The organism is Allobosea sp. RCC_152_1 (assembly GCF_041360765.1).
Taxonomy (GTDB): domain Bacteria; phylum Pseudomonadota; class Alphaproteobacteria; order Rhizobiales; family Beijerinckiaceae; genus Allobosea; species Allobosea spartocytisi.
Genome location: NZ_JBFUPU010000002.1, coordinates 1,116,289 through 1,132,321, shown reverse-complemented (window position 1 = coordinate 1,132,321; position 16,033 = coordinate 1,116,289). Strand labels below are relative to the sequence as shown.

At 66.9% G+C, this 16,033-nt stretch carries 12 protein-coding genes; 9 read left to right on the top strand and 3 right to left on the bottom strand.

The features are described 5' to 3' along the window. The first annotated feature begins 99 nt into the window (after positions 1-99). The 9 genes from AB6806_RS11840 to AB6806_RS11800 all read left to right on the top strand — a co-directional run bounded on the left by AB6806_RS11840 (position 100) and on the right by AB6806_RS11800 (position 12,049). On the top strand, positions 100-1,080 hold the full coding sequence (locus AB6806_RS11840) for an aldo/keto reductase (RefSeq protein WP_370954648.1): 981 nt from the start codon (positions 100-102) through the stop codon (positions 1,078-1,080). Positions 1,081-1,425: 345 nt separating this feature from the next. Beyond that, the gene (locus AB6806_RS11835; protein ID WP_142022166.1) at positions 1,426-2,925 is read left to right on the top strand and encodes a M81 family metallopeptidase; all 1,500 of its coding nucleotides are present in this window, start codon (positions 1,426-1,428) and stop codon (positions 2,923-2,925) included. 43 nt (positions 2,926-2,968) lie between these two features. After that, positions 2,969-4,129, top strand: a complete 1,161-nt coding sequence (locus AB6806_RS11830) for a M20 aminoacylase family protein (RefSeq protein ID WP_142022165.1) — start codon at positions 2,969-2,971, stop codon at positions 4,127-4,129. 11 nt (positions 4,130-4,140) lie between these two features. Further along, complete coding sequence (locus AB6806_RS11825; RefSeq protein WP_370954647.1) at positions 4,141-5,277, top strand: M20/M25/M40 family metallo-hydrolase; 1,137 nt, start codon at positions 4,141-4,143, stop codon at positions 5,275-5,277. 175 nt (positions 5,278-5,452) lie between these two features. After that, positions 5,453-7,021, top strand: coding sequence for an ABC transporter substrate-binding protein (locus AB6806_RS11820; protein ID WP_142022164.1), 1,569 nt, complete (start codon positions 5,453-5,455; stop codon positions 7,019-7,021). 37 nt (positions 7,022-7,058) lie between these two features. Continuing rightward, entirely contained in the window at positions 7,059-8,000 is a 942-nt protein-coding gene (locus tag AB6806_RS11815; RefSeq protein ID WP_038363440.1) for an ABC transporter permease, read from the top strand. Next, on the top strand, positions 7,997-8,923 hold the full coding sequence (locus tag AB6806_RS11810) for an ABC transporter permease (protein WP_142022163.1): 927 nt from the start codon (positions 7,997-7,999) through the stop codon (positions 8,921-8,923). The genes AB6806_RS11815 and AB6806_RS11810 overlap by 4 nt, the downstream gene beginning before the upstream one ends. Then, positions 8,920-10,539 (top strand): ABC transporter ATP-binding protein, encoded by a 1,620-nt coding sequence (locus AB6806_RS11805; RefSeq protein ID WP_142022162.1) that lies wholly within the window; start codon positions 8,920-8,922, stop codon positions 10,537-10,539. The genes AB6806_RS11810 and AB6806_RS11805 overlap by 4 nt, the downstream gene beginning before the upstream one ends. A gap of 34 nt (positions 10,540-10,573) precedes the next feature. Further along, a complete protein-coding gene (locus AB6806_RS11800; RefSeq protein ID WP_142022161.1) occupies positions 10,574-12,049 on the top strand; it encodes an amidase in 1,476 nt (491 codons plus the stop codon). A 7-nt stretch (positions 12,050-12,056) separates the two neighbouring features. Here the strand turns inward: AB6806_RS11800 and AB6806_RS11795 are convergent, their stop codons facing one another. The 3 genes from AB6806_RS11795 to AB6806_RS11785 form a co-directional block, all read right to left on the bottom strand. Further along, complete coding sequence (locus AB6806_RS11795; protein WP_142022160.1) at positions 12,057-13,346, bottom strand: ArgE/DapE family deacylase; 1,290 nt, start codon at positions 13,344-13,346, stop codon at positions 12,057-12,059. Positions 13,347-13,534: 188 nt separating this feature from the next. After that, positions 13,535-14,971, bottom strand: a complete 1,437-nt coding sequence (locus tag AB6806_RS11790; RefSeq protein ID WP_142022159.1) for an amidohydrolase family protein — start codon at positions 14,969-14,971, stop codon at positions 13,535-13,537. A gap of 18 nt (positions 14,972-14,989) precedes the next feature. After that, positions 14,990-16,015, bottom strand: a complete 1,026-nt coding sequence (locus tag AB6806_RS11785) for an ABC transporter substrate-binding protein (protein WP_142022158.1) — start codon at positions 16,013-16,015, stop codon at positions 14,990-14,992. Positions 16,016-16,033 lie beyond the last annotated feature (18 nt).

Below are 16,033 nucleotides of genomic sequence, written 5' to 3'. Positions count from 1 at the left end.
GGGCATGGCGGCATCTTCCAGCATCACGACGCCTTCCTGAGGAAGGCCAAGGCCTTCCTGGCCGCCTGAACGCCAGCACCGCCCACAAGGACATATCAGATGGACCATATGACGTTCGGCCGTACCGGCCTTCAGCTTTCCAGACTCGCGCTTGGCACCGGCAATTTCGGCATCGGCTGGGGGTATGGCGCCGATCCTGAAACGGCGGTGGCCATTCTGGACGCCTACGCTGCGGCAGGCGGCAATTTCATCGACACGGCCGACGTCTATCAGTTCGGCCAGTCGGAAGAGATATTGGGCAAGGCGCTGGAGGGGCGGCGCGAGGATTTCGTCCTCGCCACCAAGTTTAGCAATGGCGCCTCGCCGGACGCCAACCGGCTGGTGAAGGGCAACAGCCGCAAGGCCATGATCGCCTCGGTCGAGGCGAGCCTGCGGCGCCTGAAGACCGATCGGATCGACCTCTACTGGGTGCATCATCCCGATGGCCTGACGCCCATGGAAGAGATCGTGCGCGGCCTCGACGATCTCGCGCGCGCCGGCAAGATTCTCTACGCCGGTCTCTCCAACTTCCCCGCCTGGCGGCTGGTACGCGCGGCGACGCTGACTGAGCTGACGCGAGCCGTGCCAATTGCTGCCGCGCAGTTCGAGCACAGCCTCGTCCATCGCGAACCCGAGGCCGATCTGTTCCCCGCCTGTCACGCCTTGGGAATCGCCGCTGTGACGTGGTCGCCTCTGGGCGGCGGCGTGCTGACCGGCAAATATCGCAAGGGTGAGACAGGGCGCGCCGAAGGATTTGGTGGCCGCGTCTTTCAGGCAGAGAACACGCCGCAACGCTCAGCCACCGTCGACGCCGTACTGCAGGTCGCCGAAGAGGCCAGCGCCAGTCCCGATCGCGTCGCCATCGCCTGGGCCATGACACACGGCGCCGTGCCGATCATCGGCCCGCGTTCGCTCGGGCAGTTGGAGAGTAATCTGGGCGCGGCGGCGCTGAAGCTCTCAGCGGAGCAGATTGCGCGCCTCGATGCGGCGAGCGCACCGGCGGGGGCGCCACCTCGCGCGACGACGCTCGCTGTCGCCTGACGCACGAGCTTACCGATGCCCCGCCAGGCCTCATTCAAGAGCATCGGGCTGCAGCGTTAGACGCGCTGGAGGCAGCGGCCGCCCTGGATACGAGAGACCCGGGCATATCGGCCGCCGCCGAGGACGGTGTCGACGATCGGTGCGTATCTGACCCGTGGCGCATGCTGCGCCCCGGAATTGAACACTCGGACGGGACGGGGCACAGCGGGAGGAGTTGGGCCTGAAGCCGACCCTGTGCGAATTTCGCGATTGAAAGCTCAATATCCGGGCAGCCGCGGTGAAAATTCTCACTTGGTCGGCGCGACGTGGCGTGTTTACCTCGGCTCTTCTCGATCGGAGCCTTCGATGTCCAGCCGCATCGCCTTCGGCGGTTTCCTGCATGAAACCAATACCTTCGCGCCGAGCAAGGCGGGGATGGACGCCTTCCAGCAAGGCGGAGGCTGGCCGCCGCTGGCGCGGGGCGAGGCGATCTTCGCGGCCGTGACCAACGTCAATGTTGGCGCCTCCGGCTTTCTCGACGTGGCCCGCGAGAAGGGCTGGGAAGCCGTGCCGACGCTATGGTGTGCCGCCAGCCCTTCGGCCCATGTCACGGCCGGGGCCTTCGAGACGATTGCAGGCGAGCTGGTGGAGCGGATTCGCGCGACGCTGCCGATCGACGGCGTCTATCTCGACCTGCATGGCGCGATGGTGAGCGAGAATTTCGACGATGGCGAGGGCGAGCTGCTGCGCCGGGTGCGGGCGGTGATCGGACCGGACGTGCCGCTGGTCGCGAGCCTCGACCTGCACGGCAACGTCACCCCGCTGATGGTCGAGGCCGCCGACATGCTCGTCGCCTACCGCACCTATCCGCATGTCGACATGGCCCTGACAGGTGCCCGTGCCGCGCAGGCCCTCGCCGGCCTGCTCGGCACCAAGAGGCGTCCAACCAAGGCCTTCCGGCAAATTCCCTATCTCATTCCCATTGCCTGGCAGGCAACGGCGATGGAACCTTGCCGCACGATCTATGCCGAGCTTGCCGCGCTGGAAGGCGAGACGGTGCCGAGCCTCTCCTTCCTGCCCGGTTTCCCGGCCGCCGACTTTCCGGATTGCGGGCCGACCGTCGTCGCCTATGGCACGACGCAGGCCGAGGCCGACGCGGCGGCCGACACGGTCGCCCGGCGGGTGATGGCGAGCGAGGCCGCCTTCAAGGGCAAGGTCTTCGAACCCGATGCCGGGGTGCGCGAGGCGATGCGGCTCGCAGCGAGCGCGACGAAGCCGATTGTGATCTCCGATACGCAGGACAATCCCGGCGCCGGGGGCGATTCCGACACGATGGGCATGGCAGCGGCCCTCGTGCGCAACGACGCCGAGCGCGCCGCAATTGGCGTCATCGTCGACCCCGAGGCCGCCGCCGCTGCCCATGAGGCGGGCGAGGGCGCGATCGTCACGCTCGCGCTTGGCGCGAAGTCCCGCATTCCCGGCGACGCCCCGCTCGTGGCGAGCTTCACCGTGGAGAAGCTGTCCGACGGCCGCTTCGTCGCGCCGGGCCCGTTCTATGGCGGCTCGCGCATAAATCTGGGGCCGAGCGCCTGCCTGCGCATCGGCGGGGTGCGCATCGTCGTCGGCTCGCGCAAAGCGCAGCTGGCCGACCGGGCGATGTATCGGCAGGTGGGCATCGAACCGGAGGAGCAGGCGATTCTCGTCAACAAGAGCTCGGTGCATTTCCGCGCCGATTTCGAGCCGATCGCCGAGACGATCCTCGTCTGCGCGGCACCCGGCCCGATGCCGGTCGATCCGGCGGTCCTGCCATGGCGCCGGCTGCGCCAGGGCTTGCGCACATCGCCGCTCGGCAGGCCGTTCGCCTGAGCACGTCCGCCCTCGCATCAGCCTTTCATCGCCTGGAGTTCCTATGCCCGTTCTGCCGCAGATCGACGCCTTCAAGGATGAGCTCACGGCGATCCGCCGCGATCTCCACGCCCATCCCGAGATCGGCTTCGAGGAGGTCCGTACCGCCGGCATCGTCGCCGACAAGCTGAGGGAGATGGGCATCGAGGTCCATACCGGCATCGGCACGACCGGCGTCGTCGGCGTGCTGCACGGCCAGGCCGGGCCGGGCCGACGCATCGGGTTGCGGGCCGATATGGACGCGCTGCCGATCCAGGAGACCACCAATTTGCCCTGGCGTTCGATCGTGGCTGGCAAGATGCACGCCTGTGGCCATGACGGGCACACCACCATGCTGCTCGGTGCCGCGCGCTACCTTGCGGAGAACCGGGGCTTCAAGGGCACCGCGATCTTCGTCTTCCAGCCGGCGGAGGAAGGGCTCGGCGGCGCGCGCCGGATGATCGCGGAAAAGCTGTTCGAACGCTTCCCCTGCGACGAGATCTACGGGTTGCACAACGCACCCAATCTCGAGCCCGGCCAGATCTCGGTCTTCCCCGGTCCCGCCATGGCCGGCGCGGATTTCTTCGATATCAAGGTCACCGGCAAGGGTAGCCACGGGGCCATGCCGCATATGGGGCGCGATCCTGTCATGGCGGCCATGAGCCTGGCCGCAGCGCTGCAGACCATTGTCAGCCGCAATGCCGACCCGCGCGAGGCCGCCGTGCTCTCGATCACCCAGGTCCATGCCGGCTCGGCCTACAACGTCATTCCGGAGGAGGCGGTGCTGGCCGGCACGATCCGTACCTTCTCGGAGGAGACGGGCGAGCTGGTGCGCCGCCGCATGCGCGAGATCGCGGCCGGCACGGCGGCGACCTTCGGCATGACGATCGAGGTCGACATCCGCAACATCTTCAACGTGCTGGTCAATCACGATGCCCCGGCGCAGGCGATGGCGGAGGTCGCCACCGAGATCGTCGGCGGCGCGAACGTGCTGACCGAGCCGAAGGCGATGATGGGCAGCGAGGATTTCGCCGACATGCTGCGCGTGGTGCCCGGTGCCTATGCCTGGGTCGGCCATGCCGGGGACGTGCCGGTGCACAACCCCGCCTATGTGCTCGACGACGGCATCCTGCCGGTCGGGGCGAGCCTGTTGGCGCGCATCGTCGAGACGCGGGCGGCGGCTTGAGGCGGGCGGCGATGGATCTCCGCACCCTGCCGCTCGACAGCGAGGTCCTGCTCGCAGGGCTCAAGCCCTGGATCGAGTGCGAGAGCCCGACCTTCGATCCCGCCGCCGTCAACCGCATGATGGACCTCGCAGCGGCCGAGACGGCGGCGGCGGGCGCCATGATCACCCGCATCCCCGGACCGCCCGGCCTCGGCGACTGCGTGCGCGGCGACTTTCCACATCCGCGGCGTGGGGAGCCCGGCATCCTGGTGATGTCGCATCTCGATACCGTGCATCCGGTCGGGACGCTCGAGACGCTGCCCTTCCGGCGCGAGGGCTCGCGCTGCTACGGCCCCGGCATTCTCGACATGAAGGGCGGCGCCTATGCCGCGCTGCAGGCCATCGTCGCGCTGGCGAAGGCCGGTATCGAGACGCCGCTGCCGGTCAGCGTGCTCTACACCAGCGACGAGGAAATCGGCAGCCCGGGTACGCGCGACATCATCATGGAGCAGACCCGCCGCGACCGCTTCGTGCTGGTGCCGGAGCCGGGCCAGCCGGGCGACGGCGTCGTCACCGGCCGCTACGCCATCGCTCGCTTCAATCTGCGGGCCGAGGGCCGGCCGAGCCATGCCGGCTCCCGCCTCAAGGACGGGCGCTCGGCCATCAACATGATGGCGCGCCAGCTCTTGGCCATCGAGGAGATGACCGGTGAGGATTGCACCTTCTCCGTCGGCGTCATCGAGGGCGGGCGCTGGGTCAACTGCGTGCCGACCCTCTGCAAGGCCGAAGCCCTGAGCATGGCAAAACGGCAGGCCGATCTCGACCGTGGCGTCGAGCGCATGCTCGCTCTCACCCGCCGCGAGGAGGCCGGCACCGGCTTCACCGTGACGCGCGGCGTGACCCGCCCGGTTTGGGAGCCGGATGCGGGAACCCTGGCGCTCTACGGCCTCGCCCGCGAGATCGCCGGCGAACTGGGCTGGGAGCTCGGCCACGCCTCGGCCGGCGGGGGCTCCGACGCCAATTTCACCGGTGCGGCCGGCATCCCCTCCCTCGACGGGCTCGGCCTGCTGGGGGCCGGTTATCACACGCTGGAAGAGCATATCGAGATCGAGAGCCTGCCACGACGGATCAGGTTGATGGCGGGGCTGCTGGCGCGACTCGCGCCCTGAACGATTGACAGGGCGCTTCGACGGGGGAGCCTTTCGCATCGTGGCATGGCGCCTGCATAAGGCGGAACGGCAAGGCGGACAAAAGGCAAAAGAAGACGAAATACCGGCACTTGCGACCTGCACATCACGATCGGCAAAGCCGGCCGGGCAAACGGCCAGAGGGGAGATCAGCCTTATGATGTCGCGTTGGAAAATGGTTGCCGTGGGGGCAGCGCTGCTGGCCGGCAGCAGCATGGCGCAGGCCCAGACGACCATGAAGGTCGTCATGCATTCGGACGTGAAGATCGTCGATCCGATCTGGACCACCGCCTATATCGTCCGCAACCACGGCTACATGATCTACGACACCCTGTTCTCGATGGACGAGAAGGGTGAGATCAAGCCGCAGATGGTCGAGACCTTCACGGAGTCGCCGGACAAGCTGACCTACAAGTTCACCCTGCGCGACGGCCTGCTCTGGCATGACGGCAAGCCTGTCATGGCAGAGGACTGCATCGCTTCGATCAAGCGCTGGTCGGCCAAGGACCCGGTCGGCCAGAAGCTGATGACCTTCGTCGACTCGATCACCGCCGACGACGCCAAGAGCTTCACGGTCAAGCTGAAATCGCCGACCGGCCTGTTGATCTTCGGCCTCGGCAAGCCGTCCTCAAACGTGCCGTTCATGATGCCCAAGCGCGTCGCGGACACCGATCCCAACACGCAGATCTCCGAGTTCATCGGTTCCGGCCCCTTCGTCCTGAAGCAGGATGAGTGGAAGCCCGGCGACAAGATCGTCTACACCAAGTTCAAGGACTACAAACCGCGCTCCGAGCCGGCATCCGGCCTGGCCGGCGGCAAGGTCGTCCATGTCGACCGCGTCGAATGGCTTGCGGTCAGCGACCAGCAGCAGGCGGTCAATGCGCTGCTGGCGGGCGAGATCGACATGGTCGAGCAGCCCGCCTTCGACCTGATCCCGCTGCTCAAGGACGACAGCAACATCAAGCTGTGGAACTACAACCCGCTCGGGCTGCAGTACACGATGCGCTTCAACCACACGCAGCCGCCCTTCGACAATCCGAAGGTGCGCCAGGCCGTGACCTATGCGCTGAACCAGAAGGACTTCCTCGAAGCGACCGTCGGCAATCCCGACTACTACCAGGTCTGCAAGGCGATGTTCGTCTGCGGCTCGCCGCTCGCCTCCGAAAAGGGCATGGACGGGTTGCTCCAATCGAACTTCAAGAAATCGCAGGAGCTCCTGAAGGAGGCCGGCTATGATGGCAAGCCGGTGGTGCTTCTGCATTCGACCGACCTGCAGTCGCTGACCAATCTCGGCCCGGTCGCCAAGCAACTGCTCGAGAAGGGCGGCTTCAAGGTCGACATGCAGTCCTCGGACTGGCAGACGGTGGTCTCGCGACGCGTCCGCAAGGATCCGATCGACAAGGGCGGCTGGAACCTGATGCAGACCTCCTGGGTCTCGGCCGACATCCTGAACCCCGTCATGGCCGGCTTCTTCAATGCGAGCTGCGACAAGGCCGCCTTCGGCTGGCCCTGCGATGCGGAGATGGAGAAGCTGCGCGACGACTTCGCCCGCGAGCCCGATCCGGCGAAGCAGAAGGCGATTGCGGAAGCCGTGCAGGTCCGCTGGCGCGAGGTGGTGACCCATGTCCATCTCGGCCAGTACAACGTGCCGATCGCGGCCCGGAAGAACATCACCGGCATCCTGACGGCGCCGGCGCCGGTCTTCTGGAACGTCGAGAAGAAGTGAGCCGGATGCGCTTGCTCCTTTCCGGGAAGCCGTCCTGATGCTCGGCTACATTCTGAGGCGCCTGCTGGCGGCGATCCCGGTCCTCGTGATCGTCGCCGTGCTGGTCTTCCTGATGCTGCGGCTGACGCCGGGCGACCCGGCAGCGGTCATCGCCGGCGACAACGCCAGCTCGGAGCAGATCGCGCTGGTGCGCAACCGGCTCGGGCTCGACCAGCCGATCCTCGCCCAGTTCACGATCTGGGCGAAGAATTTGCTCTCGGGCAATCTCGGCGAATCCTTCTTCTTCAAGAAGCCGATCTCCGAGCTGATCCTTGGGCGCATCGAGCCGACGCTGTCGCTTGCTTTCGCGACCATCCTGATCGCGATCTGCGTCGCGATCCCGCTGGGCGTGCTCGCCGCCTACAAGCACGGCTCCTGGATCGACCGCATCGTGATGGGTTTCTCGGTGCTCGGCTTCTCGATACCGGTCTTCGTGATCGGCTACCTGCTGATCTATCTCTTCGCGATCACGCTGGGCTGGTTCCCGGTGCAGGGCTACCAGCCGATCTCGGCCGGGTTCGGTGGTTATCTGCAGCGGCTCGTGCTGCCGGCGCTGACGCTCTCGGTGATCTACATCGCGCTGATCGCGCGCATGACGCGGGCGAGCGTGCTCGAGGTGCTGAACGAGGACTATATCCGCACCGCCCGCGCCAAGGGGCAGGTCGAGCGCAAGATCCTGTTCCGCCACGCGCTGAAGAACGCGGCCGTGCCGATCGTCACCGTGGTCGGCATCGGCATCGCGCTGCTGATCGGCGGGGTCGTGGTGACGGAGAGCGTCTTCGCCATCCCCGGTCTCGGCCGGCTGACCGTCGATGCCGTGCTGGCGCGCGACTATCCCACCATCCAGGCCGTCATCCTTCTGTTCTCCGGCATCTATGTCGGGATCAACCTGCTGATCGACCTGACCTACAGCCTGTTCGACCCGAGGATCCGCTATTGAGCGCCGAGCCGACCCTGCTGGCCCCGGTCGCCGACGAGCCCGCTCCCTCCGGGCGGAGCATCCTGCGCCGGCTACTGACCAATGTTTCCGTACTGATCGGAGGCATCGTCCTGGTGGTGATGACACTGATCGCCCTGCTGGCGCCGCAGCTCGGGACTGTCGATCCGACCGCGATCGATCCCGTCGCGCGCAACAAGAAGCCGGGCTTCGAGCGCACCATCCGCGCCGATGACGGCGCGACCTCGACCTTCACCTACCGGATGGGCACCGATTCGCTCGGGCGGGACGTCTACAGCCGCGTCGTCTACGGCGCCCGGATCTCGCTGGCGATCTCGATCGCAGTGGCGCTGGCGAGCATCGCGATCGGCCTCGTCATCGGCCTCGTTGCCGGCTATGTGCGCATCCTTGATGGTCCGATCATGCGCGTGATGGACGGGCTGATGGCGATACCGGGCATCCTGCTCGCCATCGCGGTCGTCTCTCTGTTCCGGGCCGGGCTGACGGCGGTCATCATCGCGATCATCGTGCCGGAGATCCCGCGCGTGGTGCGGCTCGTGCGCTCGATCGTGCTCTCGGTTCGCGAGGAGCCCTATGTCGAGGCGGCGATCATGGCCGGCACGCGTGTGCCCAAGTTGATGATCCGCCACATCCTGCCCAACACCACCGCGCCGCTGATCGTGCAGGGCACCTTCATCGCCGCCTCCGCCATCCTCGTCGAGGCCATCTTGTCCTTCCTCGGCGTCGGCATCCCGCCGGAGACTCCGAGCTGGGGCAACATCATGGCCGAGGGGCGCAACCTCTTCCGGGTCTTCCCGCACAACATCCTCTATCCCGGCATCTTCCTGGGGCTGACGGTGCTCGCCGTGAACATCCTCGGCGATGGCCTGCGCGACACGCTCGATCCGAAGATGGCCGGCCGATGAGCAACGAGGCATCCCCCGTCCTCGAGGTCTCGAGCCTCACCATCGCCTTGCCCGGCGGCGGCGACCGCAACCATGCGGTGGAGGGCGTTTCGCTCGCCGTCGGCAAGGGCGAGATCGTCTGCGTCGTCGGCGAATCCGGCTCGGGCAAATCCGTCACCGCCTTCTCGGTGATGGGCCTGTTGGCCAAAGTGTTGAAGCCCGTAGCGGGGTCGATCCGGCTGGAGGGCGAGGACCTGCTCGCCGCCACGCCGCAGCGCCTGCGCGCGCTGCGGGGCGACCGCATGGCCATGATCTTCCAGGAGCCGATGACCGCGCTCAACCCGGTGCTCACCATCGGCGACCAGATCGAGGAGGTGCTGCGCATCCATACCGATCTCGACCAGCCGGCGCGGCGCGCGAAGGTCCTCGCCATGCTGGAGGCGATGCGCCTGCCCGAGCCCGAGCGCATGCACGCCTCCTACCCGCACCAGCTTTCGGGCGGGCAGCGCCAGCGCGTGATGATCGCCGCCGCGCTGATCCTCGACCCCGCCCTGCTGATCGCCGACGAGCCGACGACGGCCCTCGACGTCACGACGCAGGCGCAGATCCTCAAGCTCATCAAGGAAATGCAGGAGCGGCGCGGCACGGGCGTGCTGTTCATCACCCATGATTTCGGCGTCGTCTCCGAGATCGCCGACCGCGTCGTGGTGATGGAGAAGGGGCGCGTCGTCGAGCAGGGGCCGACGGCGCAGGTGTTGCGCGCCCCCCAGCATCCCTACACCCGCATGCTGATCGCCTCCGTGCCGGTCCTGAAACCGGCGCAGCGCCCGGAGCCGACAGGGCCGATCGCCCTCGAGACGGCCGGCCTCGGCAAAACCTACCGCTCGCGCGGATTGTTCAAGAAGGAACGCGTCGTCCGGGCCGCCGCCGATGTCGGCATCCGGGTCCGGCGCGGCGAGACGGTCGGCATCGTCGGGGAATCCGGCTCGGGCAAGACCACGGTCGCGCGCTGCGTCGCCCGGCTGATGCCGCCAAGCGAGGGCCAGATCCTCGTCCCCGACATCGACATCGCCGGGCTTTCCGAACGGCGCCTGAGACCTTACCGGCGCAAGATCCAGGTGGTTTTTCAGGATCCGTTCCGCTCGCTCAATCCGCGCCTTACCGTGAGCGAATCCATCATCGAAGGCCCCGTGAATTTCGGGCAGCCGCGGGCGAAGGCGCTGGCACGCGCCCGCGAACTGATGGAGCTCGTCGGTCTGCAGCCCTCCGCGCTCTCGCGCTATCCGCACCAGTTCTCCGGCGGCCAGCGCCAGCGCATCGCGATTGCCCGTGCACTCGCCATGGAGCCGGAAATCCTGATCGCGGACGAGGCGGTCTCGGCGCTCGACGTCTCCGTGCAGAAGCAGGTGCTCGCCTTGCTCGACGATGTGCAGAAGCGCTTCGACCTCGCCATCCTGTTCATCACCCACGACCTCAGGGTCGCCGCGCAGATCTGCGACCGGCTGGTGGTGATGGAGAAGGGGCTGGTGGTCGAGCAGGGCCGCACGGCCGATGTTTTCGCCGCCCCCGCCCACCCCTATACGCGTAGCCTGATCGAGGCCGCGCCCGGCCGCGACTTCGCCACCGGCGAGGCCTGAAGCGGATATTCGGCGACAAGCTGGAGACGACGTCATGACCCTGGCGATGAGCTGGGAGGAATGGGCCTCCCACGACGCAGTCGGCCTCGCCGAGCGGGTGCGCAGCGGCGAGCTGACGCCGGCTGAGCTGGCGCGGCAGGCGGCCGCGGGCATCGCGAAGACGAATCCTTTGCTCAGCGCCGTGGTGGAGGTCTTCGAGGATGTGGTCGCCGATCCGCTGAGCGACGGGTTGGACCCTGGCGGCCCTTTCGCCGGGGTGCCCTTCCTGATGAAGGATCTGGGTCCCACACTGAAGGGCAGGCTGCAGGAACAGGGCTCGCTCTTCATGCGCGGCAACCGTCCGGCGGCCGATGCCTGGCTGACAGCGCGCATGCGCAAGGCGGGCCTCAACCTGATGGGCCGGACCACCACGCCCGAATTCGGCGTGTGCAGCTCGGCCGAGAACCCGGCGGTCTACGTCACCCGCAATCCCTGGGACACGGACTACACCACTTGCGGCTCTTCGGCCGGGACGGCGGCGATGGTGGCAGCCGGCGCCGTGCCGCTCTCACATGCGACCGACGGCGGAGGCTCGATCCGCATCCCGGCCGGCTTCAACGGCAATATCGGGCTGAAGGCTTCGCGCGGCGTGTTCTCGATTGCGCCCAGCCTTTCGGACATCTCCGGCTTTGTCTCGACGCAAGGCTGCCAGAGCCGCTCGGTGCGCGACACCGCCGCTTTCGTCGACGCCTGTCGCGGCGGCGCACCAGGCGAGTTCATGCCCTACTGGACCACGCCCGAGCCCTATACGCAGCTAATCAAGCGCGATCCGGGCCGCCTGCGCATCGCCCTCTCGCATGAATGGGGCGACTATCGCGCCACGCCGGCCATCGTCGCCGAACTGGAGAAGGCTGGGCGCTTCCTTGAAGGACTCGGCCATCATGTCGACTGGGCCCTGCCGGAGGCCGATCTGCGCGCCGCCTTCGCCGCGCAGACCACCTGCTACATCAGCAACTTCGCACAGGTCATCGCCGGCCTTCTGGAGACGCGCGGCCTGCAACGCCCCCCGGAGGGGCTGATCGAGCCGATGAACATTCGCATCTGGGAGGCGGGCAAGGATATGTCCTATGCCGAGCGCTACCGGATGCAGGCGGTGTTCAACAGCACGGCGCGGGCCTTCGGCGCCTTCTTCGAGGAATGGGACATCATCCTGACCCCGATCACGGCGCTGCCGACGCCCAAGATCGGCGCCAACGAATACCTCACCATCAGCGACAATCCCGATGTGCTCGACTGGTTCGGCCATCTCTGGAAGTTCTTCGCCTATACGCCGCTGTCGAATCTCTGCGGCATACCGGGGCTCTCGATGCCGATGGGCCGGCAGGAGAGCGGTTTGCCCTTCGGCATCCAGGCGCAGGCACGGCAGGCCGGCGACGGCCTGCTGCTGCAGCTCGCGGCGCAGATCGAGCGCGCGCTGGGAGGTCGCTGGAACGAGGGCAGGCGGCCGCCCGTGCATGTGACAGCGGCCTGAGAGCCACTCAGTCTTTCAAGGCCTCGACGCCGCACCATTCCGCCACGAACAGCGCCATGGCGCCGGTGATGCGCTTGACCGAGGCGAGGCTCACCCGCTCGTCGAAAGCGTGGATGCCTTCACCCGAAGGGCCGTAGCAGAGCGCCGGAATCCGGTCGTAGAGCGCATGGACCCGGGCATCGAGATAGGCTGCCGTCATGAAGGATTTCAGCGGCTTGCCGATGGCGGCCTCATGCGCCCGGCCGAGAACGGCCTCGGCCTCGCTGCCCGGCTCGAGCACGTAGCCCTGGGCCCAGAAGCCGTTGAAGGTCACCCTGGGGGGATTGTTGGCGAGGAAGGCATCGGTACGGGATACGGCACGGATGCAGTCCTCGATACGCCGGGCCGTCTCCTCCGCGGTCACGCCTGGATAGAGCCCGACGCGGCAGTCGACGCGGCACCAGCACGGCACGGAGGAAGCCCAGTCGCCGCCCTCGATCTTGCCGATGTTGAGGTTGATCGGGTGCGGCTCGTCCTCAAAATGCGGGCGACCCGCCTTTTCGGCGTTGAATTCTTCCTCCAGTTTCCGCAGCGCGGCAACGACGCGATAGGCGGCGTCGATGGCGTTCGCGCCAGTCCCCATCTCGCGGACATGGGCCGGCACGCCGCGCACCTCAAACTGAAACCAGAGCACGCCGATATTGGCGCGGGCGAGCATCTCCTGCTCCGGTTCGGGGATAAGGGCCGCATCGGCGCGGTAGCCCCGCAGATGGGTCATCAGCGCGCCGTTGCCGGTCGATTCCTCCTCGACCACCGATTCGACATAGACCGTCGCCGCCGGCTGCAGGCCAATGCGCCTGAGCGCGTCGAGGCAGGCCAGGTTCGCTCCGGCCCCGGCCTTCATGTCGGCGCTGCCACGGCCATACATCCAGTCGCCTTCGATCACCGGGTCGAACGGGGCGTGGGTCCATTGGTCGCGCGGCCCGGCCGGAACCACGTCGACATGGGCCTGGAGGATGAGCGAGCGTCCCCGCTCTTCGCGCGGACGATGGATGCCGACGACGATCGGAGCCTCGGAATGGCTGTCGGAGAAGGGCGCACCGCCCGGATGGGCCGCAATCGCCTCCCGGTCCATCGCGAAGCGTTCCATGGTGAAGCCGCGGTCCTTCATCGCCCGGAAGACGAAATCCTGGACGGTATGCTCCTGCCCGCGCGTCGAGGCGAAGCGGACGAGATCCTGCGTGTAGCGAACCTGTTCGTCGAAGCCCTCATCGACGGCAGCGAGAATCCTGTCGCGCAGGGCAGGGTCGAGGGACATGCTTGCTCTCCGTCCAAATTGCCAAAGATCGGCTTCGCCCGCTGACGGCCGGCCTGGAAATCTACGGCCCCGCGCCGCGGCACGAAGCCCCAAGCCGGCATGTAAGGCCTGCGCCTGACGCAACCGAGGTTCCGCAGGATCAGCCGATGCGGCAAGACGGTCACCGCCCGGACAGGGCGATGCCGGTGCTAACAGCCGCAGCCCACATGCTCGAACCAATGAGCCGTCGCGTCGGCCAGGGCCGGCCAAGCTGCTTGCATCTTTCGGAAACCCGGCAAATGGCTCCGAAACATTTGCCGGAGTTCCGCCTGAAGCGCCGTGAAATCTATGCCGGTTGGTTCACCATCGCGAACGATACAGCGTCCGGCGACCACGACATCGCGCACGCAATGGATGTTGCCGCGGGCGAATAGCAGGTCGAGGGGGTCGACAGGCATGATCGCGTCGCGATCGAGATGGTCCAGGTCGATCACCGTGAAATCGGCCTGAGCGCTCGCGACGAGCTCGCCGGAGCCCGGCGCTCCGGTTGCCCGTCGGCCATTGCGAATGGCGAGCCCGAGGAATTCGGCACGACTCCAGTTGCGCCTGAAGCCGAGCCCGTCATGAGCGAGCTGGACGAGGCGCATCTCGCGGATGGCATCGTCATCCTCGTCCAGGGCCGCACCGTCGACGCCCACCGCAATGGCGCAGCCGCGCCGATGGGCCTCCGCGATCGGCCCGAGGCCCGAATGCAGGTGCAGGTTCGAGCTGAAATTCGTGACAATCGTCGCGCCGGATTCGGCGATCATGTCGAGCTCGTCCGGCCGTGCATGGACGCAATGGGCGAGCGTCAGGCGCTCGGAGAGCAGCCCGATCTCCTTGAGGTAGCGCATGATCCCGCCCGGGAAGGTCCGGTCGGCCCAGGCGCGCTGGTAGATCGTCTCCAGCATGTGCATGTGCACGCGCCGTCCGGTCGTGGCCGAGCGCTCGGCGATGGCTTCGAGCAGCGCGGGCGAGCACCATTGCACGCCGGCCGGACCGAACTGGACATCGACCAGCGGGCCTGCGATCGCGGCATCGATCTCGTCGATCAGATCGAGATAGTCCGAGGGCCGCGTGGGCGGCCTGACGAAGAGATCCTCGACCGGCTGTCGCGCCTCGGCTGGCAAGGCATCGAGCACGGCGGCGCTCTCGCCATAGACGAGCGGGTTCTGGTCGCGCACGGCCAGTGCGAAGGCGATGCGGATGCCGACATCCGCCGCGGCTTTGGCGATCTGCCGGGCTTCCGCGACGATCGGCATCGTGCCGCTCGGACGGGTGTAGTGGACCATCATCGCACCGCAGCCCGAGCGGGCGCTGCGGGCCAGCGAGACCGCGGCGGCGAGATAGGGATCGGGCGGCGTTCCGAGGGCCGAGCGCAAAATCCAGGTTTCGAGCGGCAGGTTGGCCGCGCCGAAGGACGTCATGCTCGGCCGCGCATGGTCGTGCGCGTTGACGAGCGCCGGGATGACCAGCCGGCGCGGGCCGGAGATCGCAGGCTGATCGACCAGGACGGCGTCGATCACGCCGTCCTGATGGTGAAGCGAAGCGTTCGCGACGAGCTCGCTTCCGTCGAACAGGCTCGTCGCGAAGGTCGCTTCGGTCATGGCGTTTGCTCCGCCGGATCAGTTCGCCGTGTAGACCAGCTCGCGCTCGCTCTTCGGCGGCAGGAACTGGCGCGAGAAGATCTCTTCCGGCTTCGGCGTGCGCGCGAGCTGGTAGCCTTCCACGATGATGCCGATGGCGCGTGCCATGCGGTCATCCTTGGTGTCGCCGATGCCGATCTCCTTCATCTCCGGCGAGACGATCAGCTCGCTGAACGAGTATTGCAACCGGCGCTTCTCGACCTTCTCGTCGACGAGGTTGTCGAAGTTCATCACACTCTTCATGCCGAGTGCCTGATCCTTGGCGATCTCGATCATCGCCTTGTTGGTGGCGCGCACGAGGCCGGCAACCGCCTTCGGGTTCTCCTTGATCAGCTTCTGCGAGACCATCAGGCCGTTCGAGTAGAGGTCGAGCCCGTAGTCGCCGAACATCAGCCAGTTGAAGTCCTTGTCGGGGTCCTGGCGATTGAGCACGAGGTTGAAATAGCTTGTGATGTTGAAGATCAGGGCGCCGTCGATGTCGCCCTTGATCAGCAGCGGCTCCTGCAGGTTCGGCGCCATGTTCGACAGCTTGACCTTGGCCATGTCGACATTGTTCTTGCGCGCAAAGACCTCGAGCAGACGCGTCGTCGGCGTACCCTGCGACCCGCCGAGCGTCTTGCCTTCGAGATCGGCCGGCTTGGTGATCCCGGTCGCCTTCTTGCTCGAGATGGCGAAGGGCGGGCGGTTCCAGATCATGTAGACCATGACCGGATTCTCCCCCGGCTTGGCGGCGGCGTTCTGGATGATGGCGTTGACATCGCCGAATCCGGCATCATAGGCGCCGCCCATGATGCGGGTCACGGTCGCGCCCGAGCCCTCGCCCTGGTCGATCACGACGTTCAGTCCCTCGGCCTTGTAGTAGCCCTTGTCGCGGGCGACGAAGAAGGCGGCATCGGAGCCCTGCGTTTTCCAGCCGAGCGTGAACTTGACCGTGGTCTCCTGCGCCAGCACGGAGCTGGCGAAGGCGAGGCCGGTGAGCAGCGTCGCAGCGAACGTCTTCAGCATGATTGTTCTCCCCTCGTG